Origin of the sequence: Leptospira mtsangambouensis, from assembly GCF_004770475.1 — a bacterium.
Taxonomy (GTDB): domain Bacteria; phylum Spirochaetota; class Leptospiria; order Leptospirales; family Leptospiraceae; genus Leptospira_A; species Leptospira_A mtsangambouensis.
The window spans coordinates 666,595-689,452 of the sequence record NZ_RQHK01000002.1 but is presented as its reverse complement, the minus strand read 5'-3'; the positions used below and the strand labels follow the sequence as shown (position 1 = coordinate 689,452).

General features: G+C 37.6%; 18 protein-coding genes and 1 tRNA gene. 7 read left to right on the top strand and 12 right to left on the bottom strand.

Annotated features, from left to right (window positions below; translation table 11 throughout):
- Nucleotides 1-59: 59 nt before the first annotated feature.
- The 5 genes from EHR01_RS03065 to EHR01_RS03045 all read right to left on the bottom strand — a co-directional run bounded on the left by EHR01_RS03065 (nucleotide 60) and on the right by EHR01_RS03045 (nucleotide 3,170).
- Complete coding sequence (locus EHR01_RS03065; protein ID WP_135693126.1) at nucleotides 60-479, bottom strand: DUF1398 domain-containing protein; 420 nt, start codon at nucleotides 477-479, stop codon at nucleotides 60-62.
- 10 nt (nucleotides 480-489) lie between these two features.
- A complete protein-coding gene (locus tag EHR01_RS03060; protein ID WP_135693125.1) occupies nucleotides 490-960 on the bottom strand; it encodes a MarR family winged helix-turn-helix transcriptional regulator in 471 nt (156 codons plus the stop codon).
- 305 nt (nucleotides 961-1,265) lie between these two features.
- On the bottom strand, nucleotides 1,266-2,006 hold the full coding sequence (locus tag EHR01_RS03055; protein ID WP_135693124.1) for a UDP-galactose-lipid carrier transferase: 741 nt from the start codon (nucleotides 2,004-2,006) through the stop codon (nucleotides 1,266-1,268).
- Nucleotides 2,003-2,764: a polyphosphate kinase 2 family protein gene (locus tag EHR01_RS03050; protein WP_135693123.1), complete on the bottom strand. Its 762-nt coding sequence runs from the start codon at nucleotides 2,762-2,764 to the stop codon at nucleotides 2,003-2,005. The genes EHR01_RS03055 and EHR01_RS03050 overlap by 4 nt, the downstream gene beginning before the upstream one ends.
- Before the next feature lie 49 nt (nucleotides 2,765-2,813).
- On the bottom strand, nucleotides 2,814-3,170 hold the full coding sequence (locus tag EHR01_RS03045) for an HIT family protein (RefSeq protein WP_135693122.1): 357 nt from the start codon (nucleotides 3,168-3,170) through the stop codon (nucleotides 2,814-2,816).
- A 32-nt stretch (nucleotides 3,171-3,202) separates the two neighbouring features.
- Here EHR01_RS03045 and EHR01_RS03040 point away from each other — a divergent pair, with 32 nt between their 5' ends.
- Nucleotides 3,203-4,045, top strand: a complete 843-nt coding sequence (locus EHR01_RS03040) for a hypothetical protein (protein ID WP_135693121.1) — start codon at nucleotides 3,203-3,205, stop codon at nucleotides 4,043-4,045.
- 19 nt (nucleotides 4,046-4,064) lie between these two features.
- Nucleotides 4,065-4,139 (top strand) — tRNA-Arg (locus EHR01_RS03035).
- Between the two features lie 398 nt (nucleotides 4,140-4,537).
- Here EHR01_RS03035 and EHR01_RS03030 read toward each other — a convergent pair.
- Together EHR01_RS03030 and EHR01_RS03025 are read right to left on the bottom strand one after the other, a co-directional pair.
- Nucleotides 4,538-5,125 (bottom strand): LIC13411 family adhesin, encoded by a 588-nt coding sequence (locus EHR01_RS03030; RefSeq protein ID WP_135693120.1) that lies wholly within the window; start codon nucleotides 5,123-5,125, stop codon nucleotides 4,538-4,540.
- A 1,036-nt stretch (nucleotides 5,126-6,161) separates the two neighbouring features.
- Nucleotides 6,162-7,334 (bottom strand): Kelch repeat-containing protein, encoded by a 1,173-nt coding sequence (locus EHR01_RS03025; protein WP_135693119.1) that lies wholly within the window; start codon nucleotides 7,332-7,334, stop codon nucleotides 6,162-6,164.
- A gap of 327 nt (nucleotides 7,335-7,661) precedes the next feature.
- On the opposite strand from EHR01_RS03025, the gene EHR01_RS03020 reads away from it, so the two are divergent.
- A complete protein-coding gene (locus tag EHR01_RS03020) occupies nucleotides 7,662-8,651 on the top strand; it encodes a PAS domain S-box protein (RefSeq protein ID WP_135693118.1) in 990 nt (329 codons plus the stop codon).
- Nucleotides 8,652-8,751: 100 nt separating this feature from the next.
- Complete coding sequence (locus tag EHR01_RS03015) at nucleotides 8,752-9,567, top strand: PhzF family phenazine biosynthesis protein (protein ID WP_135693117.1); 816 nt, start codon at nucleotides 8,752-8,754, stop codon at nucleotides 9,565-9,567.
- Nucleotides 9,568-9,663: 96 nt separating this feature from the next.
- On the opposite strand, the gene EHR01_RS03010 is transcribed toward EHR01_RS03015, so the two are convergent.
- From EHR01_RS03010 to EHR01_RS03000, 3 genes are all read right to left on the bottom strand, one after another.
- A complete protein-coding gene (locus tag EHR01_RS03010; protein WP_135693116.1) occupies nucleotides 9,664-11,466 on the bottom strand; it encodes a methyl-accepting chemotaxis protein in 1,803 nt (600 codons plus the stop codon).
- A 75-nt stretch (nucleotides 11,467-11,541) separates the two neighbouring features.
- A complete protein-coding gene (locus EHR01_RS03005) occupies nucleotides 11,542-13,710 on the bottom strand; it encodes a CHASE2 domain-containing protein (RefSeq protein ID WP_135693115.1) in 2,169 nt (722 codons plus the stop codon).
- Nucleotides 13,707-14,933 (bottom strand): M48 family metalloprotease, encoded by a 1,227-nt coding sequence (locus EHR01_RS03000; protein WP_135693114.1) that lies wholly within the window; start codon nucleotides 14,931-14,933, stop codon nucleotides 13,707-13,709. Before EHR01_RS03000 ends, EHR01_RS03005 begins: the two co-directional genes overlap by 4 nt.
- 100 nt (nucleotides 14,934-15,033) lie before the next feature.
- Here EHR01_RS03000 and EHR01_RS02995 point away from each other — a divergent pair, with 100 nt between their 5' ends.
- Genes EHR01_RS02995 through EHR01_RS02985 form a run of 3 tightly spaced genes read left to right on the top strand, consistent with a single transcriptional unit; the run spans nucleotide 15,034 to nucleotide 20,715 of the window.
- The gene (locus EHR01_RS02995) at nucleotides 15,034-16,572 is read left to right on the top strand and encodes a hypothetical protein (protein ID WP_135693113.1); all 1,539 of its coding nucleotides are present in this window, start codon (nucleotides 15,034-15,036) and stop codon (nucleotides 16,570-16,572) included.
- A 19-nt stretch (nucleotides 16,573-16,591) separates the two neighbouring features.
- Complete coding sequence (locus EHR01_RS02990) at nucleotides 16,592-18,058, top strand: OmpP1/FadL family transporter (protein ID WP_135693112.1); 1,467 nt, start codon at nucleotides 16,592-16,594, stop codon at nucleotides 18,056-18,058.
- Between the two features lie 47 nt (nucleotides 18,059-18,105).
- Nucleotides 18,106-20,715, top strand: coding sequence for a PAS domain-containing sensor histidine kinase (locus tag EHR01_RS02985; protein ID WP_135693111.1), 2,610 nt, complete (start codon nucleotides 18,106-18,108; stop codon nucleotides 20,713-20,715).
- Nucleotide 20,716: 1 nt separating this feature from the next.
- Here EHR01_RS02985 and EHR01_RS02980 read toward each other — a convergent pair whose 3' ends face one another.
- Entirely contained in the window at nucleotides 20,717-21,604 is an 888-nt protein-coding gene (locus EHR01_RS02980) for a patatin-like phospholipase family protein (protein WP_135693110.1), read from the bottom strand.
- A gap of 1 nt (nucleotide 21,605) precedes the next feature.
- Nucleotides 21,606-22,856, bottom strand: a complete 1,251-nt coding sequence (locus EHR01_RS02975; protein WP_135693109.1) for a C40 family peptidase — start codon at nucleotides 22,854-22,856, stop codon at nucleotides 21,606-21,608.
- Nucleotides 22,857-22,858: the final 2 nt, after the last annotated feature.

Here is a 22,858-nt window from a genome sequence, read left to right as displayed (position 1 = left end):
TAGAAACGACAACTCCCCGCCGACAATTATTGTTCTAAGCTCCATATCTTTTTATATCATTATCTCTCGACTGTCACCGCAGGATATTCTTCAAGATAACTTTCACCGTTGACACCATAATAAACTACCTTACGACTTGCGAAATCAACATCGTATCCAATCACACCTGCCTCCCAAGCTGATTTTAGAAATTCAGGGAAACTACTTCGACCTTCCTGGTCAGTGCGAAGTGCAGTGATCAGAGCGTCCCGATCAAATTTCGCAATCTCAAAAACGCCACTGACAAGAGGAGTTCCTTGTTGGACCACAGAACCTTCTTTCATTTGGTAGACAGCTTGGCATGCCGGCAATGACCAACGGTTACTTCTTACACCTGCACTGCGAAGTACTTCCGCAAGTACTGGAAAACCGCCGACTTTCGGACGAATGGACATCGCAAATTGTTGCGCTTCTATTAATTTTGATGTTAGGTTGGTCATTGAAATCTCCTCATTCGATTGGGTTTAAATTCAGTTTATGTAATTCGGCAAGTTTTAAGAGAGTCTTTCGAAGTTGGTCTTTCTCTGCCACAGATAATAAAGAGAAAAAACTAGAATCGTTTTCATCTGCAATTTCTGAAAGTTTAGGAACTAGTTTTTTGGCCTTTGGGGTGAGATTGATTTCTTGGTAACGCCTGTCTCCACTTGCTTCTTCGCGAATCACAAGGCCTTTGTTTAAAAGTCTGTCGATGAGTTTGGAAACAGCCCCCCGGCTGAGTCCGGTGATTTCTGCGATGGTGCTCGGCGAAGTGGTGGTTTTGTAAGAATACATTTCCCGCAAAATCACCCATTCAGCAACAGTCACATCCAAATTGGCAAGTTTCCGAGCAAAAGTATGAGAAACTGCGTTGGAAACAACCCGTAAATGGTATCCCAAGTGGGATTTTAAGTGGCTTGGTTCTAGATCCAACTTTTTGGGCATAACTGACAATAGTTTCCTAGTAAACTATTGTCAAGGAAATTAAATGAGTAAAACTAAACCTTACTAATCTTTTTTAGATTTTTAAATTGAACCTGTTTTCTGAAGGGAAATCCGATTCACAACAAAAACCTTATTTCACACAAACTGCACAATCTTGAATATTGTATGCAAATTGAGAAATTTATAATTCATCTTGAAAACCATAACTTGATCCGATTGGCTTTTCAAAAAAACTTGATTCAAACAAAATCAGCATCCAATCGAAAGTTCCAAAACAAGCAGAAACTTTAATTCTTTTGATTTCCTCAATCCAACTCTTCCTGCAATCGCCTAACAACTGTATCCAAAACTAACACACGTGCGAAGTATTTATCATTGGCTGGAACCAAAAACCAAGGAGCATTGGGTGCGTCGGTTTTGGCAAACATTTGGTTGGCTGCTTCTTCATAGAGGGACCATTTGTCACGGTTACGCCAATCTTCGTCAGTGAGTTTCCAACGTTTGAGTGGATCGTTTTTTCTAGATTCGAATCGCAGTAATTGTTCTTCCGAATCAATGTGTAACCAAAATTTAATGACGATGGTTCCGAAACTCACCAGCTGTTCCTCGAAGAGTAAAATTTCTTCATAAGCCCGAGACCACTCCGATTCAGTTGCAAACCCTTCCACTCGTTCTACAAGAACTCGACCATAATAGGACCGATCAAAAATTCCAACATGTCCTTTTTTAGGAATTCGATTCCAAAAACGCCAAAGGTAGTGGTGTTGGATCTCTTCTGCATTAGGTGCAGAAATATTATGTACTTCAAATAAACGCGGGTCAATTTCTTGGGTGAGCCTTCGGATCGAACCTCCCTTTCCTGCCGCATCCCAACCTTCGAAAACAAAAAGTATGGGTCTGTCTTTTGCCTTTGAAAGAAAAGTGAGTTCCCTAATTCTATTTTTCAAAACTTTCATCTTCGTTTGGTACTCGTCAGGTGATAGATTTTGTTTCATATCTAACTGTTGTAAGTGTAGGGTACGATTTTGTATTGAATTTGATTTCATGGAATGAGCTCCATACCGTGATTGATAGACTGTAATGCGCTTCTTGAATCAAATTCTAAGATCCTTTCCAAACGTTCTAAGATTGCCTCAAAAACGAGAAGTTTTGTGTCGTCTTTTTTTTCACAGGAAATGATTTGCCAAGGAGAATCAATGGTTCGAGAAGAACTTAAAATAGAATCAAAAATATCGAAGTAACGGTTGTAATGTTCCCCTTGGTCTTTGTCAAACCGAGACAATTCCCATTCCTTTTTTTTCTTTTTAGAATCTTCTAATCGTTTCTTTTGATCTTTTTTAGAAATATGCAAAAAGAATTTGTGAACGATAATTTTATCTTTGGAAAGAATTCTTTCCGTATTCAAAATGGATAACAATCGGTGATCATATTCGGCTAGGTTTATTTTTTTTTCAGAACGCAAATAAGCCAGACGACTGTAGTATGTATTGAGATAAAACAAAAACTCCCCATACCTGGGAACCACTCTCCAAAAATTCCAAAGAAAAGGATATCCTCTATCTTCAGATTGGTCTACATAAGGAGAGTATACTTTAAACTTCCTTGGATCCAAACGAATGGTCAATGATTGTAAAATCGAACCTTTGCCTGTGGAAGCAAAACCTTCGATGAGAAAGATATGAGCGATTTTTTGTTTGGCACTCTCTCTTTGTAAAAGAAAAAAACGTTCCTGTAAATCGGTCAGATCGCTAATCGAGTATTTGGGAACTTGGTTGGTTGGATGTCTTTCTAAAACCACAACCAAGGATTGTAAGTAAGATTTGTAAAAAACCTATTCTTTTTTAATCGTTTTTTTACATGGGCCGAGGAAATCCAGGGCCTGTGGCTTTTGCGATATGATCGATTCCTTTCTCTTGGTTTTCATACCTAGGGATCAAATGTACGTGTAAGTGAGGAACTTTTTCCGCAATGGCCACAATGTACATTTTTTCAGGTTCCTGTTTTTTTAAGATCTCTGTGGCTTTGTAAAGAGCCCTTCCATAGTTTTCAAACTCAGACAAAGACAATCCAAACCAAGATTCCAGATGTCTGCTATGTTCCATATACAAATACCCTTCTAGGTTTTGGTCCGCTTTTCTTAGGATCCAATCTTCATTTTGAAAAAGGATTTGGCTTTCATTTTTATGGGCTTCGCAGATGGGACAGTTCATCATTCTTCCCAAATTGGCCGATAGGTAAAGAGATGAGAATCTATTTTTTTATCTTCCTCGTCTATGCCACAATGGGTGCCTGGTCCATTTCTGCCCAAACGAAGGGAGATTCACAAGAACCATTGACTGAATTGATTTATTCTCTCTCTGAAGTTGTTTTTTCAAACCCATTCCGCAAAGAGGAAACAGAAATTCGCAAAAGAATTTTGGAAGCCAATGCTTCTGAGGTGAGAGAACTTCGCATCCAATTAAAAAACCTACTTCGTTCTGAATCCATGACAAAAACTGATGCCAAAGAAAAAACCAAAAAGTTGGATTCGTTTGTAACCTCCTTAGAAAGTCTCCCCAGTTTAGGAGGTTTTCTTTGGAAAGAAGAAACAGGAACTGTATACCAATGGGGGGATTGGTCGGATTTTTATGAAGATGGATTTACAAAAGACAAACTCAGACTCGAAGGACAGATCCCTTCCTTTGCCTACGATCGTGGCACAGTTTATTTTTTTGTCAAAAACCCTCCCGGCTCTCTTCCCGCAGAATTTGGATTTTTGGGTTGGGAATCCCACTTCTATGCTTTTGGTGACGAAGGTTCCTTACGTTATACCAATGATTTTCACTTGGATCCGTCCGAACGTCTTGGTGATTTTCGAAAAGCCTTTGATTCCATTCGCAAAAAATTCCCAGGCTCACAAATCATTACTGCCAATGACCTAACGATCTTTATCGTTCCTGGTGAACCCAAACCTATTTACTATGTATTTTTATTCCTGCGATTGTTTCTGATTGGCTGGACCCTTCTCCTCTCCATCTATATCATTCGGATGAGCCTTTCTCATCCAAAAAATCATTTGCCCGAACACAGGGTCCCCCTATCCTGACATTACATCCCGTCACCATGCCCTGGTAGTTCAACGGATAGAACATCGGTCTTCGGAACCGACAGTGGGGGTTCGATTCCCTCCTGGGGCACCAGTTCAATCATCACAACAAAATCCATCTAACAGAACAAAGCTGGGGATCGAACAGTTTTGTGATCTAAACATCGAACAGAACGTGAGGGCGAGTCCCGAAGACCAAAACTAGAAATTCTCTCTTTTCCACCGGTTGGCGACCAATTTATCTGTGTTTGTCGGGACCAGGCTACTTCGGGGTCCGCTTTCGCTCCCGTCCTTCGGACCAAGCCCTCCGTATCCTTCTCGCAGTTAGAATGTTTATTACCATTGATTTTTAGAGAAAGTAACCTATTATCAGAGGTGGTCGCATTCTTGTAGCATTGGCCCACCAGTTCCATTCTATTAGTAATCAACTTAACTAGTTAATTGTTATAGTTTTGATGGGGTTCAAATAATTGAGAGTATTTCTTGACGCGATTATTCAATGTCATCATCCACTTGCATATCTATAGTAGTAAACCCAAGCAAAAAGTCGAAAGCTTCAGAAAAATTCATACCAAGTCGAAATTCATAATAGATTCCAAAGGAAACCTCAACAGAAACTGGAGAATCGCACCATTTGGATTGAATTTCACCGGAGGATGATTTCGATGCTCCTAGCGGAAAGATTATATTAGTATTAAACTTTGAAAATGCTTTTTTATTAGATCTAATTTTATCTGCTTTAGGAAGATGAGAATTCGAATTCAATACTATTAATGAATTTCCTTGACTTAAAGCTAAATTTGAATTTTCAAATGTAGCTACATAAATACTTCCTCCTTTTCCTCCAGTTTTGTAATTTCCGACAACTCCACTTCTAATACCAATACCCATTCCATTTTTAGCATACTGCATTCCTCCTCCAAAGCACCAAACCCAAGCAGAGAAACCATATATTTTTTCTTCAACGCCTAAAACAGGAATATCGACTGCATCTCTTGTCCTATTCTGTAGATATCGATCAATTGAATTACAATTATTGAACATGAAAAATAATAGGAGCATGATACCTGGTAGGTTCAAAAATCAACCATGCCTTTTTTGTTTTTACACTGACTTATTTTATAAGAATAGCGACATAGGCAAATCAAAGCTTGGGTCTTTAGGATCTAAAGAAGGTGCTAGTAATAGGCCTTTGATGCAAAAATCATTAAATGAATTCTTCGCATTCTCCTTACACTGCTCTTCGCTATTATTAGTACAACCAGTTATAAATATTGTGAAATACAATAATCTCACCATTTTTGTCAATTTCATTAAATTTCCTTATAACAAATCTATTACCGTAAAAGATAGATCGTTTACAAAAGCTGAAAATAGTTAACTCATCTTTTGAAGTATCCATCATTATTTGCTGCTGATGGAAAAGATTTTGATGATGAAGCAGTGAATGCACATACCTTACCTGCAGCACAAACTTGTTCCGTTGGAATAGTGCTTGCTCGACCTTGAAAATAACTCAGACATATTACCTTTGCTGAATCGTTTTCAACTCTACTACTGTTTTCATTGTCAGGTCTAATTTTCCAATCTCACATCCCTTTAAATGGGCCAGAATTTGTTTCTTATCTAAGCATCGAAGATTCCATTTGAATGCCATTCAAATTTAAAATTATTACGCAGCCAGCTTTTCCAAATTGTTTCTTGCAATCATCACTCATACTATAGGCTGCAACAACTAAATTTAAGTGATAATTTGCAGTATTAATATATTTATTTCTTCCTACAACACGACCATACTAATTGTCAAATTTCCCAAAAAGTTTATTATACATTTTATAGTTATTGACTCCATCCCTAACTTTATAAGAGATAAAACTTCCTCCCTTATCCCCAAAATTCTTACCTTATAAAATGCCCAACAATCCGATTAAACATATGTATCCATTTATTTTATCCACTTGGATCATCAAATTTCATTGGATCCCCTTCCACATACATCATCCGATTCACCCCTTGCTCCTTACCTAAAAACACCATACCATCATTAGTTGCTTGTATTTAACAATGCCCGCCCCATAACAACCTTTCCTTTTTCCAATGGCTTCGAAAAACCCCCCTATAGTTGGCCATTCAAATAAACAAAGGAACCATTTGTCTTTCCTTCACAACTTCGAATCTGCCCCGATTGATTTTCACCACCGCAAGCGATGATGGAATTTCCCAATTGTTCAAAAACAAATAATACCCTTGGAACTTGTAACTGGTAAGATTCTTTGTTAATCACTCCTGAGTTTGAGACCTTATAACAATCCATTGGTTCTATGTAAGAACTGTTTTCAAATCTGCCACCGCCGCAAATGATTACGTTTGCGTTTATTTTTACAGAACCATGCCCTCCGCGAGTTTCACCCATATTTCCGATGACAGTAAAGTTCCCTGTTCCATAATCATAAATTTCCAGAGAATTGGAATAGGAATAAACACCGTTTGCATCAAAGGAATATCCTCCCGTAAACAAAACCCGATTGTTTTCCAATAAATTTGCAGTATGATTGGAACGCCCAATAGACATTGATTGGCCCACGAGTGAAAAGGTATTGGTGGTAGGATCGAAAAGTTCTGCAGATAACAAAGTTGTGTTTAGCCCATCGCCACCCACAATTAATACTTTTCCATTTTGCAACAAGGTTGCTGAATGTCTTCTCCGAGATACATTCATATCACTAATTGATTCAAAAGAATTTGAATTTGAATGAAAAATTTCTGCAGACTTCAATTTTTCAGATTGTTTTCCGAAACCACCTGTTACTAAAACTCTTCCATCATTTAAAACTGTGGCAGTATGGTATGTTCTTGGTACATTCATTGGTGAAGTCATCTGGAAGGAAAGGTTCGATGGATCAAATATTTCTGAATCAGAAAGTATGAACCGACCGTCATAACCACCAACTATCAAAACCTTTCCATTTTGCAAAAGGACAACTTCATGTTGGACTCTCTGATGATTCATAACTCCCAGAAAAGAAACTTGGTTTTCTGTTAATCTGTAAACATTGGATGTTGCATACGATTTTTGACTGTTCCCACCAAATAAGAATGCTTCAGTTTCAGAATACTTTATGGATTGTTGTTGTTTTAATCCAAATGGAGAAAAATAATCAAAAAGAAAAAATACCCCTAATAATTGTTTTTCTGCCTCCCCAACTTCTTCCTTTTCTAGAAACAAAATACATTGGTTTAAAAATACAAAACAAATGAAAAATAAAAAAATCTTTCTAAATGAATTCATATTCTTTATCTAAAATTCTTTGAATCATAAAAAACAACCCTTCGGATCAAAAACAAACTAAAGTAATCTCCAAACACAAACATAATAACATCACATAATTCTCGCTTGGCGATCATTTTTTTTTTAAAAATGAAGGTATATTTTTATCAATTTTAATAAGAAAGAATTTGGATAAGACCAATCCATAGACAAAATCAAAAGCATCTGATTTTCAGAAAACCGAATCATGAACAATTCATTCTAGAATCATATCCATTCCCTTGTAAAAGATTCAACTACCCTTTTTCTGATTTACGTTCCCGACAGAACTGAAACTTTGTAATAAAAATGATTTCCATTCATCCAGTCAATTATGCACAAATGGTATTAGATAATTCCACAGATGCCATTGTACTAATGGGAACCAATTATTCCGTACTAGCCTTCAATCAAAATCTAGGTATGACCATCCAAGCATACTCTGGAAAGATTCTAAAAATTGGTGATGACTATCGGAACTTTGTCACCTCTTCCGACAAAGAAGTATTTTTTGATCTCTTCCAAACAGCAGTTCGTGGTGAAAGTGTTACCATCGAAAGACTCGCCAGTCTCAACCAAATTTCCATTTGGTATGAATACAAAATGACTCCAACTTATGATAAGGACAAAAATCTTTTAGGAGTCTGCCTACGTGCAAAGAATATCGACTCTAAAAAGAAAATGGAAATAGCTCTTTCGGAAAGTGAACAGAAGTTTCGCAATCTAATAGAATCAGCACCAAATGCAATTCTCATTGTCGACTCAAAAGGAAAAATCATTCACTGCAACTTAGAAACAGAAAATACCTTTGGTTATCCAAAAGAAGAACTCATCAACCAATCGGTAGAACTCCTCGTACCCTTTCAGCACAGAGGTGGTCATGATCGTATGATCGAAGGGTATTTCCAATCACCTAGGCCGATGCGAATCGGCAAAGACCAGGTGACGACAGCAGTGAAAAAAGATGGAACCGAAATTTTAGTGGAAGTGAGTTTAAATAGTTTTGTTGTCAACCAAACAAATTACGTTTCAGCAATCATTGTGGACATCACAGAAAAAGTATTGGCTGACCAAAAAATCAAAAAACAAATTTACGAATTAAAAGAAATTGCAAGAATCCAATCACATGAAATCAGAAGCCCTCTTTCGAATATCCTTGGCCTTGTGAATCTTTTGGAATCGGGAATGCAAGAAGAAACAACAAAAGAAATTTATTCACACTTACGAAAGTCTGCAACAGATTTAGATGCTTTCATTTGTGATATTGTCAAAAGAACTGCCATTAGCCTTTCCCAATAGGAAATTTTCCTAATATTCAACGAACAAATCGACAACTGTATACTTTCAAATTGTACAACTGTATCCTTTCCTAATTTTGGCTTTCTGATAGAATCAATTCATGAACCAAAACCTATTGATTGTAGATGCATTTACGAATTCTTTGTTTTCAGGAAATCCAGCAGCAGTGTTAGTCCTCTCTGAGTGGCCCGAAGACAAGTGGATGCAAAACATAGCAAAGGAAAATAATCTTTCAGAAACCTCCTTTCTTGTCAAAGAAGGAAGTGATTATCGAATCCGTTGGTTTACACCTCTTGTCGAAGTTGATCTTTGCGGGCATGCAACTTTAGCAGCAGCTTATGTTTTGAAAAATCATTATGAAGAAAAACGAAATGAATTTCAGTTTTTATCTAAATCGGGACCACTCCCCATAGTGATCAAAGAAAATTTGATTTATCTCAATTTCCCAACCTATCCAAAATTTCATAAAAGCAAAACGATCGATCCCAAAGAAATAAACTCTATCCTCGGTAAAGAACCAGATGAAATTTGGGAGGGAAAGGATACCATCTTTGTGTATCAAACAAAATCAGATATAGAAAGTTTGGTTCCAGATTTTTCAAAACTAACCAAAATACAAACAAACAGAGGTTATATAGCAGTTTGGATCAATGATTCTGGTTTGGAGAAAATAGATTATGAATTTCGATTTTTTGGACCAGGACTTGGAATACCAGAAGACCCTGCTACAGGCTCAGCCCACTGTAGCCTGACTCCCTTTATGGCCGAGAGATTAAAAAAGAACAAATTTAGATCCTTACAGAAATCAAGTAGAGGAGCAAAATTTTTTATCGAACTCCAAGAGGAACGAGTCTCCATTGGTGGGTCTGCTGTTTTGTATCTGCAAGGTAAAATCAAAAGCTCATTTGATCAATAGAATGCGCAAGCGATTGCAGCGGAAATCCTTTTGCAAAGCAAAAGATTGGAGCGTAAAGCGCGGTCGCCGTTAGGCGATGCGCCCCAGTCTAAAAAATTAAATTTGGAAAAAACCAATATCTCGTTTTAGATTGTTTGCTTGGTCCGAAAGGGTGGAACAAAGTTTGTCAATTTCACCAACAAATTGATTCAGATATTCTGTTCCTTCCGATATGGATGCAATGCTATGAGACAACTCAAATGAAGTACGTGCCTGTTCTTCTGTATTTTGTTCTATCTCCAGTGCGGAACGTGTTAAATTTCCAAAACCTTCCTTTACATCTTTTGCAATAAACGTTTGTTTCTTGGTCATTTCAGAAGACACCTTGATAAGTTGCACTGTTGTTTCCACTGCCGTGCCGATTTGCGAAAATGTTTTTTCTGTATTGGACACAGCGGACCTTCCCGACTTAGAAGCTTCGTATGCTTTTTCTACTGCTTCTAAAATTCGTTTTGTATTCTGCAGTGTTTGTTCACCAAGTTTTGAAATTTCGCTGGCCACTACGGCGAAGCCACGCCCAGCTTCACCTGCTCGGGCCGCTTCAATGGATGCATTGAGAGATAAAAGTCCAATTTTATCGGAAATATCACTGATGACTTGGATCACATCGGCTGTATGTTCGACACTGGTTTCAATATCTTCCATAGCGGATAAAGTTGAGTGTAAAGCATTTTGGCCAGAACGAATTTCTTCTTCCATTTTTTTAGTTTCCGCTTCTGTTCGTTCCATAGAAGAATGAACATCAACTAACACAGATTCCATTTCAATTAACGATTGGAGGGAAGCACGAGTGATTTCATTTTGTGTTTTTGCACTTGTAGCCGTGGAGCGAATGCTTGCTGACATTTCTTCGACTCCAGCTGACATCTGTTCTGTTGAGGATGCCTGTTCCATCATTGCCTGAGCCAACCCTTGTGTTTGGGATGCAATCACTTTGGAATCCCTACTCACTCGCTCCGCTTCACTGATGACACCTGCTGTGATCTTTCGAATACTTTCGATAAATGAATTTAGGGACAAACTTCCTAAACCCAGTTCATCAGTAGAAATCATCGCAACAGTATTACGCAGATCTCCTATAGCAAGACCCTCATAACGTTTTACCATTTGGTCTGTGTTAAACTTTAATGCCCGGACAAACAAAGATGTTAAAATATAAATTGCAATACAAATGAACAAAGCAAGTAAACCAATTGTAATACCCGTATTTTGTAATCGAATGATTCCTGTGACTTGGGTACCAAGTAAGTATCCAAGGGTAGTCACACTCATACTAAAAACAGCAAACATTGTAAAAAATACTCTCGGGAAAATACCAATTTGAGGAATTTCTTTTAACGGCAGAGGTAAGTCTTTTAAAACAGGTTGTGATAAAACAGGCGCAAGCCTTAACTCAGTAAGAAAAAAATGAGAAACACCTAATACTGGATAAATGATGACGGGCAAAACTGCATAAGGAATTAGTTCCACGAGAGTTGGAGTAAAAAAAAGAAAAGTGATAAGAGCTGCAAAAGGAATTCCAAGAGACCACTGCACAAGAAAATAACCAGAATTATTTCTCGGAAATTTCAGGAGGCGAATTTTTATTTCTTGTTTTTCTTCGATTGTCTTTTTTAAAAAATTATCCGAAATGGTTTCGGTAATTAAATTACGCAGGCGAAAAAAACGAATGGTCGGAACAATATAGGAAATTGTAAGCGAAATCGAGGCACCCAGGACCACATATACCGCCTTCTCAAAGTTATACTCTCCACCAGAAACAATAAACAAAACAGCAATTGGCACGGCTAAGATTGAAGTTAACAATTCTAAACCCAATGTCAATTTCCAACAAATCGATGTGATTTCCCTTTTCCCCATTTTGTTTTTTCCTTTTCAAATCTAGTTCTATTCTTTGTATTTTTTTATTTATAATATTTAAGTAAAAATAAATATTTATTTTGAAGTTCGAGTATACACACCATTCCAGTCGACAGGTGGCGGGTTTTTAAATAAAGACTGACAACGCTCCATTAGAAGTTGGCTTGGAATATCTTTTTTACCATAAATTTCGGAAACTTGTTCAAAAGAACGAATCGCCATTTCCCAATTCCGATTTAGGTAAAACTGAAAACCCTCTTCGTATTTTTTTTCGGCTTCAAGAACTTGTGACGAAAGATCCGAAAGAAAACAAACTAAACTATAAATTTTTACAGGTGTTTCTTTTCCTTTTACACGAATCCAGTCCAAAAATCGAAAGTGGAATTCTTGATTGCAGAGGGATTCGATACTTTCCGAAACCAAAATGGAAACTCCATAATCTTTTGCAGCTGCTTCTAAACGAGCACTAAGGTTTACTGTATCTCCCATCATCGTATAAGAAGCAAGGCTATTTGTTCCCATAAAACCAACCTTAGCTGGTCCACAGTTCAGTCCGATCCGAAAGCTCATATTTCTGGCTGTTTCTGTATAATCCATTTTTTGTTTCCAAGTGGACCTGAGAATTTCTAATTCAGAAACCATTTCTAGAGCCGTTTTACAAGCAAGCCTTGGGTGTTCTTTGTTTTGAATGGGTGCACCGAATATTCCAACGATTGCATCTCCAATGTATTTATCCAAAGTTCCCGAATTGGATTTTAAGACGTTTGTCATTGCGGAAAGATATTCATTGAGTAATCTTGCTAGGTCACTGGCACTTAACTCTTCACTGATCGAAGAAAAGCCCGCAACATCGGAAAAAAAGGCAGTGATCTCCCACTCCCCTCCTTTTTTTAAAGAATCCATGTTTTCCAATGCTTCACTGACAACACCTGGATCGACTAAATTACGAAGGATGCTGTTAAACTTTCTTTTCTCTTTTCCTTCTGTATAAGTGAGATAAGCAAAACCTAACAAATATGATACGGGAAATCCAATTACAAAAGAAGAAATTGGTAAAACCAAATCCACTCTATACAAAAAGTAAAATAAACCAAAAAAAACTGATATTGCAAAAATTGGATAAATATTTTTCAGCAAATGCCATTGGTTGATAAAAAGAACAAGAACTCCAATCATCAGTACAAACAAAGTGAATCCAATGCCAAAAGCTTCCGGTAGTTCACCTAACATATGTCCTTCGATTAGGTTGGAAGCAAAAACAGCCTGACCGATTACACCAGGAAAAAGTCCGTAAGGAGTGACAACATCATCATGAGTGGAAGCGGCAGAGGTTCCAATTAAAACAATTTTATTTTCGAATACGGAGGGAGGGACAAGGAGTTGGTTAGGATCTTCTACTTCACTTGTATTGAGTTGGTTTAATGATTCTATGATCCCGGCAGCAGAATAACGAGGGATATTTCGGAGTTCTTCCTCAGTATAAAAATAGGCTCTGACCAAACCATCTTTTCCCAATGGAATTTCTCGGATTGTATCAGCTTTTTGGATCGAAAACTTGCCATTTTTCCATTCAGTTTGATACGGTTCAAATGAAACAAATGCTTGTAAGGCGAGCGTTGGGAAAAAATAATTCTTCCACCGAATGAAAGGAGTGAACCGGCGAAGGATTCCATCGTTATCGGGAATTACATTCACAACATGGATCATAGGTGAAGTTTCGCCGACTTGTCCTATTGGAAAAGATGCATTTTCATAACGAGGGAATGGGGAATCATCTGGCAATGGAACATTGAACTTTTGTATCAAAGTTTCTTCACCTAACCTTGGAATGACAATTCCTCCATCACGAAAATTGGCAGCATGCGAAATTTCCCCCAAGTTTAAATTCGCAGCAACCAAAGCTTCATCATAGTCAGACCTTTCTGTAAATAGGATATCGATGATGGTAACTTTTGGTGGAGTGATGAGTTTGGTATAACCAATGAGTGTCGGATAAATATTTCGTTTCCATGGCCACTGCCCTAACTCCGGGTGATCTGCGTATTTGGCGATACTTTGTTCATCAATGTCAATGATGACAATATCTTTGGAAAAACGATGGTGTGATGGAAGCAAATGAAAAAATAAATCAGATAATTTTCTGTCTAAAATTTGCGAAATACCGAGTAACGATAGCAAGGCGATGATGATTGTAGGAACAATGACCATCAAAAATAACGGCAACAGGATTTTTTTTTGTTTCATGGTTTTAGTTTGGACTTAAATTCACTCCAACGATCTTTCGGAATCGGTCCATTTTCAATCCCAATAGTGGATTCATAAAATACTAGTTTTGCAATACGAATCGTGGTATCTGGGTGAGTTTTTTTGAAAGATTCGGTTCCTTCAGACTTGGACAAAGTGTTCAGATAATTGGATAACCCAACTGGTGAGTAACCAGACTGGCTTGTTAAACCAACAGCTGCTTCATCTGCTTCCAATTCCAATTTCATATCTCTGCCGGTTTCGAAGAATTGTTTTTCTAATTCATCCAAAACCTGGCTAGTTGCGGCATTCACAACCTCACCACCGGGCGGAGACAAAAGCCCAGAAAGAATATCCAAAAATACATTCGATTGTTTGAATTCTCCATTGTGAAAGAGTACAATGTGTCCCATTTCATGTGCAATGATTCCAGCAAGTTCAGATTCTGATTGGATTTTTTTTAAACTAGCAGTGGTGATAAAAATAAAACCTCCTGGACAGGCATAGGCATTGATTTGCGAGGATTCAATGACTCCAACTCGAAAACTCAAATCTTTTCGAGAAGAAACAACTGCCAATCTTTGGACCACTCCATTTAAGTATCCTGTTAATTCCGTATCCCGCACTAAAGGATATTTTTTGAGTAATCTTGCCGCAAGAGAACGTCCAAGTTTGACCTCAGCCTTTGTTTCTTTTGCCACTTCTAATTCAGAAGAAAAAAATAGATGCCCGAGCCCATTGGTATTTTCAACTTTTGGATCGATTGGTAAAGACTGCGGTGTAGGAGATTCAAATGGAACTGATTCAAGCCAACGTAAAGATTCAAAATCATAAAGATCCCCTTCTCCCCGCAGTCTCATCTTCTGTGTTTCAGAAAGTCCCCTTGCTGCCGCCGTCTTTGTAAAGTCAGACGCTCTTTGCCTTGCAACTACTGCCTCCGATGAATTGGATGTAATGCCCAATTTGATTTGGTTTCCTGGAGGGAGTGGAGAAACAAATAACTTTGATACCCAACCCAATTGGTCACGGGCCCGCACTTGAACAAAAAGTCCTTGTTCGCTGATAGGAGATAGTACTTCTCCCATAACCAAAGCAGAACCATCTGCACTTAGTTTGGGTTGAGAAAGAAGTTTGGCCTTTGTGCTTTGTACGTATACATTGCCCTTCGCGACAAGCGATTGTGCTAAAAAAAGAAACAAAACGGTTTGAGATAGTGCTCTCATTCAAGAAATTATCAATTTGGTTGAATCCTTTGGAAACTCTTTTTTTACTTGAAGACTTTAGAATTGACATTTCCTTTCCCACTCATGAAATGAACGCGTAATGAATCATCTATTTCTAATATTCTTTCTTCTTTTTTTTACTTTCATTGGTTGTAAAAAAGAAAAAGATGAAAGTAATTCCTTGGAAGCTTTGGTGTCTCGCTTTCTTGTTAGAAACTTACTAAACTCCAATATCAATTCCGAATTACCTTCCAATTTAAGTGTCGCAGTTCCAAGATCCATTCGTAAACCATCGTCAGGCCTTGGAGCTTCCCTACGAAAGGTGCCAAAATCAATTCGTTCCATTTCAGCATCAAAAGGAATTGCCCAAGATACATTTGATTATGGATTTACAGGCCAAGCCTTTCTGACAGAAGGCACGTCGATAGTTTCAGAAATTTTAAGAGATTCCAAAAGAGATTTAGTCCTTATCAGTGGCGCATACTCTATAGCGAAAGCAAGTCCAGGTGTTTGTGTACCTGGAGGTGCCTCGACCATCAGAATCACTCAATCAATGGAAGATGATTTTTTATCTGGAATCGAACGACTCGGACTAAGCGCTGACGAAGCACGAGGAGAACTTGTTAGTTTACAAAATGAAGGAATCCTGCCCTTTATTGGACAAGCAGTTCCTAGCCCTGCCATGGTCTACAGAAACTTGTCGAATAACGAGTATGACATGGAGATTGAATATTCATTTGCCGATTCCATTGGAACTCCCCAACCCTGCCCGGCGAACAATCGATTTCAAAAAAGTATTAAATTTAAATCCAACAAATCAAAAATTTTTAGTTCGATCACTCGGTCTTTGAAAATCTTTGGAATATCACTGAGTGTGGAAGCATCCATCACATATATCACAATGGATGGGAAAAAAGACAAAGCCATCCTCAATATCAAACAAGTGACAAGTGGCTCTGGTAGCACAGATAAATCTACCACAAGATTCACTTTCGAAGAATGTGATACAGATACAAATGCCAACGCAAACAATTGTGTAACCTTAAGTTATAGCAATGTTTATGATACAAATTCCGGCGATAAAATTACAACATCCGTCAAAGGGAAATCAAATGATTATGGCGGTTATGTAACCACCGAATACGTAGACAATGCCAACCAAGAAGAATATTACCTAGAAGAAACCTATGATGCCAACGGAGATACTGCGTATTTTGCCGTTGATTATTACGATATAGTTACACCAGCCAACAATGATTACGAAGAATTAGGTTACTTTGATAATGATCTTTATGGACAATTTTATGAGACTGGGGCCAATGCTTATCAATTCGAATGGGATGCATATGTTGATTTTTCCATTGCATTACCGGGTGGCAATATCGGAGTAGATGCAGGTTTTGTCGAATATGATGCTTACGTAATTATGCCTAATGGAATCAATCCGAATGTTTATCCCGACGAATACATTGGATGGGGAGAGTTCTTCAACAATGTCAATAGTGGCGGCCCAGTGTATTACGTAGATTTCTACGGAACTGCAGACCAAATTCCATCTGCGGATGTTTGGCGCTACTATATTGATGCAAGTGGCAATGAACAATACACTTTAGTGGCAAATACTGTAGTACAAATTTAAATAAAAATAAATATCAAATATGTTAAAAATCAAACTCTTTAGAAATTCTATTCTCCCACTTTGTATTTTGATTCTTTTCCCAAGTTTTGTTTTTGGGTCTGAACCATTCCATAATATCCAAGGATTTTATGGAGAACGGGCAGCGGGACTTGGAGGAGCCTTTACAGCCATCGCCGATGATCCTTCCGGTGCCTATTATAATCCTGCTGGACTTGGATTTACTTATAATGATGGAATTTCCATCTCTGCCAGTAATTTTAAAGATGTAAAAAGAAGTTATATCAATATCGATACACCGGGACAGGTTTACAACCAAACCCACCAAGGTTTTGATCCAAACTTCATAGGTTTATTGAAAAACTTTGATCGATGGAAATTTGCATTTTCCATTGTGAATACCTATAATTACTCTTATAACCGAGTGGACCAAGTGAACTATCCTCTTGTTTCTCCGTCTATCAACTCAACAAGAAACTATACAAAAGAAAAATACAGCCAACTCCTAGTGGGCCCAAGTGCCGCCTACCTACTTTCCGACAAACTCTCGATTGGTGCCACTCTCTATTATATGAATGATACAAAAGAAGTATCAAGAACCCAATTCCAACAGTTTTCAGATTTAAGTTATGTAATGCGATCTTACATAGATAACCGTAGGACTTCAGGAATTATGCCGGTTCTTGGAATCCAATACCAACCCATCCAAAAAGTATCTTTGGGCCTAAGTTACCGAAGAATCTTTGTGATGGGAGGAAATCGACTTTACAACGAAGTGTATGCGGATTCCACAAGAAGGCCAGGTTCTTCTGCAATTGATTTCATTGAAGGAACTGGAGATGGTGCCTCGTCCATCGAAGCCGGAGTTCTCACTCAAAAACCAAAACTCACAACGTCAATCCCCCAAACATCTGAGTTACGATTTGGAATTGCCTTCTTCCCTACTTCTCGTTTTTTGGCCTCTTTTGATATGATTTATTCAACTGGTTACAAATCCAGACGAAACCAAGATGAAATTAGTGCATTTGGAAGACGAGTCACTTATACAATCAACGATACAGAAATTAGAGAATTAACAAGAGCGTCCACCACCAACTTCGCTGCGGGAATGGAATACTATCTAGCAGACACCTTTTCTGTGTTAGCTGGAGTTTATACCAACGAACCAAATACCAAACCAATTTCTTGGACAGAATCAGCGGTTGACCTGTATCTTCAAAATACTTACGGAAACCAAGTGCAAATGAATTCCGGAGATGCAAGTGTCATTTATAAAGTAGCAAGATCCGGAACGAATCCAAGAAACGAGTATTCCAGAAACAAAGGTTTAAGTTTAGGGTTTTCATGGGTGACGTCAAAATCATCAGTATCCGTCACTTATATCAGAGAAGTGGGATATGGAAATTCTCGTATTGATCCTAATTCCCTATCACAATCTTTCGAATACAGTGCTCACTCTGTTTACATTATGGTTAGTTCAAGAAATTAATTTATATTTTACTTGTCCTTATCGATCCACATCCTATCTTTCTGCAGATGGGATTGGAACTGACAGACCAAAGACTGATCAATACCATTTTAGAGCAGTCGGTAAATGCAATTGTCATTTCTGATTTAGAAGGGAACCTTCAATTTGTAAACCAGGCATTTCTTTCTCTCTGGGGATATGACAATATAGACGAAATCCTCGGAAAAAATGCCCTCACATTCACCGATGACAAAGAAAAATCAGAACTCATTTTATCCGAAATCCTCACCAAATCCCAATGGACAGGAGAATTACGAGCCAAAAGAAAAGATGGATCCACTTTTGAAATATCTGTCTCCGCTTATAGCTCCAAAGACAAACAAGGAAAAATTACACATTTACTCGCTAGTTTTTCGGACCAAACCAAAACAAAAGAATTAGAACGTTATGCAAAAGAGAGAGAAATCTATTTTTCGCAAATTTTGGATTCAATTTCTGACTTAGTTTTTTGTAAGGACAAAAATTTTACTGTCACTTACGTAAACAAGGCCTGCGCCGATTTTTATGGGGTCACAAAACAAACCTTAATCGGCATCAAAGATGTTACCTATAACGATGAAAAATTTACAAAGGCATATCACCAAGAAGACAAAAAGGTTTTTGAAACTGGAACCACTAGTTATGTAAGACGAGAACCAAATGTTGGACCAAACGGAACCACAAGAATTTTGGAAACTGTTAAAAACCCTATCCTCGATGCAAAAGGAAACATCAATGAAATTGTTGGTGTATCCAGGGACATTACAGAAACTCAGGTTTTAGAAGATCGTTTGCAATTAGTGACGGAACTTACCTCAGATTATATTTATACAGCGAAAATTGAAAATGGCGAAGTGGTTGCTGAGTGGAGTTCAAAAGAACTAAGGACAACTTCAGGTTATTCCATTGAAGAAATAACCAAGTTAGGTGGTTGGTTCAATCTCATTTTAAAAGAAGACTTAACAAATATTGCAGAACGTATGACAAAGATTTTGAAAGGAGAAACAGGTGTGGTGGAATACCGTCTCCGCACAAAATCAGGAAAAATCAAATGGTTACGCGATTACACTCGTCCTATCAAAGACGAAACGGGAAAAGTCACTTCGATCATTGGTGCAGCAAAAGACATCACTTCAGAAAAAGAAACAGAATTAAAATATTTGGTCAGTAGCCAAAGATATCACGCCGCAATGGAATCTGCTTTAGAAGCCATTTACTTTTTAGAAACATCAAAAAACAAAGAAGGAGAAATAATAGATTTTATCATTTCCGATGTAAATCAAAAAGCAGAAGAACAACTGGGGATGAAAAAAGAGGAATTGATAGGAAAGGGAATTTGCCAACTATTTCCGGTGAACAGAAAGAATGGATTCTTTGAGGAATATTTAAAAGTAGTCAAAACAAAAATTCCGATGGAACAAGAGTTCCAAATTCCAGGAAACTTTGCTGCCCCAGGTTATTACTTTCACCAGGTAATTCCAACTAACGATGGAATTGTGATACAAACGAGAGACATCTCTGATAGAAAGAGAATGGAAGAGTTACTCCTTAGAACAAACCGTCTAGCAAAAGTAGGAAGTTTTGATTATGATTTAACCAATAGGCAAATTACCCTCTCAAAAGTTGCCACCGAAATTTTAGTCCAAACTTCAAACCATTTGTTTTCTGTTGATTTAAGTTTTTTTGGCACCAAAGAATTTATAAAAATATTAAAAGAAAAAGAAATCCACTGCATCAAAACAAAAGAAACTTTCGATTTAGAATGTTTAGTCGAGGCAGGTTCAGAAAATGAATTCTGGATTCGTATCATTGCTACTCCCAAATTCATAGAGGATCATTGTATTGGATTTTATGGAGCCATCCAAAACATCCAGGATCAAAAATTAATCCAAAACTCTCTTTTTGAAAAAGAAAACCTCCTTCTAACCAAAAACAGAGAACTTGAATCTTTAGTCCAGATTACAAAAAAACAAAATGAAAGATTGAAGGAATATACATATATTACATCGCATAACTTACGAGCACCGATTGCCAATCTTATCAGTTTGACAGAACTGCTAAAGGAAAATCCTTCCAACCCAGAATTACTTGGGTTTATCGAATCTTCATCTTATCAATTGGATCAAATCATACGAAATCTCAATGAACTTCTGAATATTGAAAGGGATACCAAAGAACTTCCTAAATCAAAAATTTTGATAAAAGAAAGTATCGATGCACAAATTTTACTCTTAAAGAATGGAGCCAACCGAGAAATCGAATTTACCAACCAAGTTCCAGAGGGAATCCAACTTCTTGGATTCCAAGCTTATTTTGATAGTATTGTGAACAATATCCTCACCAACGCAATTAAATATGCCAACCCAAACCAAGTTTGTAAAATTAGAATTTCTTTTCAGGATACAAAAGAATTTTTAAGAATTGGAATTACTGATAATGGTCCAGGCATTGACACCAAAAGACATGGCCAAAAATTATTCAATATGAACTTTCGATTGCGCCAAGACATAGAAGGAAAAGGAATGGGCCTATTCCTCTCCAAACACCAAATTGAAGCCATGAATGGGTCCATTGAATTAGAAAGTGAACTTGGGAATGGATCCACCTTCTATCTCAATTTTCCAAAAACACAAATTTGAATTAAGCTTTTTTCGTAAAAAAATCTTTTGCATCTTCGTAACCTTGTTTTAACAAAAGTTCCGCCTGATCTTTTTTAAAATTTAAAATGCTTACCAAACCTAACATTTGTTTTGGTGCGATTACTGAAATTTTTGCATTTTTAAATTCGGTTCGTAAACCTAATAAAAAATTTTCAATGGGAGTAAGTCCCTTCATCACTGATTTTCTATATTCTAAACCCTGTTCAACACTTCGGTAAGAGCCAAGAAGATACAATTCAAATAATCTTTCCAAAGCTTCGTCTTTTGTTTTGGGTGCATCCATCACTCGCATGCCACCAACTGGTGAAAGTAAGACCACAACAATTTCGGAAGCTTCATGTGTGAGGGCGGGCAAGATGGGAGTGTTTGCCATCACTCCTCCGTCCCAATAAGGTTCTCCCTCAATGATCTGCCATGGAAAAATCATCGGGATGGCAGAGGAGGCAAGTATATGTTCAATTTGTAAGTTAGGATTTTCAAAAAACTTAAGCTCGGAACTAAGAATATTAACTGCAGAAATAATTACTTTCGTTTTGGATTCATTGAGTTTTGTGAAATCTAAATTTTCATGAATGAATTTTTTTAAGGGATAGGTTTCCACAAGTGGATAGTATTTTTTTCGGAAAAGTCCTTTTAACATATTCCAAATCGAATAACGCATGATATTTTTTTGGTTTAGCCGAAGCCATAATTCAGACAATCGACTAGAATTCATTCCAGAACCAATGGCACATGCATTGATAGCACCAACGGATGTTCCACAAATGATATCGGGTTTCCAGTGAATTTCTTCTAAATACCGCAAAACCCCTGCCTGGTAGGCTCCTCTAGCCCCTCCTCCAGACAATACAAGTGCTCTTTTTCCCATCCTATTTCCCTACCGTAAAAATATCTCGACCTGTCACATACCTCTCCTTCCACCATTTTTCATTTAAGGATTGGATCACCACACCTCTGCTAGTCGATGCATGAATAAAATTATCATTGTCCAAAACCATTCCTACATGTGTAATTTTACTTGTATTTGGTGATGCGGAGAAAAATACTAAATTTCCAATTTGTTGTCCATCCCTTGAAACAGACTTTCCAATCTGCGCTTGGTCTCTGGCAGACCTTGGGATCATCCTCTCATTCATTCCAATTTTTGGATCGGTAAGAATCGACTTGGTCAAACCAGAACAGTCAACACCTCGTTTTGAATACCCACCGTAAAGATAGGGTGTTCCAATCCACTGGCGACCCACTGGATCCACTAACTTACGTTTATCCTTATCACCGCTTCCTACTTGTGGCAAAGTGACTGTTTGTTCTTCTAAAAAAATAAGATTGGGATCAAGTTTAGGACGTTCTTTTGTGACCCATTCTCCTTGTTCATTCCATATAATTTCAGTTCGTCTTTCTGAAGTTTGAAAGTTTTCTTTTTCCATTTGTTTGGAACTCAATTGAATGGTATCTGTTTTGATGGTCTCCCAGTGTGTTTCCTCAATCTTTCCTAATGAAAGTGAATGCCAGTCTTTAAAAAACTTTGATTTTTTCTCTTCACTTAAATTTTCAAATTGTTTCGGAAGAACTGGTTCCAAACGTTTGAGTGTGAGAAAAGAATTGGATTCTTTTTTTTGTGATAATACAACCAATCTTCCTGCAACAAGAACGGAGGCACCACTCCATTCTTTAGATTTAGCAAGTCTTAAGATTTCGAAAACTGTTTCTTCCGAAACTTTGGAAAGGGCCATCTCTTTGAAAAACTTACCCAAGTAAGGAATGTCTTTTTTGTTTGGTTTGGCTGTGATAAAGTAAGGAATCAATTCTTCTGTTTCTTCCCAATTCAAACCATAATCTTTTAAAATGACAAACCTTTCGACCTCCTCTGCAAATTCCGAAGCGGGCATTGACTCAAATGCTGCCCAAACTCGTAAGGATTTTACAATTTCTTTGATGGAAGGTTCGTTGGCACGATCTCCTAAACGTTTGCGTATTTCATTACGAATCAGAAGGGATTCTTGTTTATTATAAACGGATTCCACCAAGGAATCCAAGTTTTGTGCCCAAAGAGAAGGTCTTTGTCCAAAAGTAAAAAAACAAAGAAGAAAAACCAAAGGAAAGTAACGATGCAAAGACATAC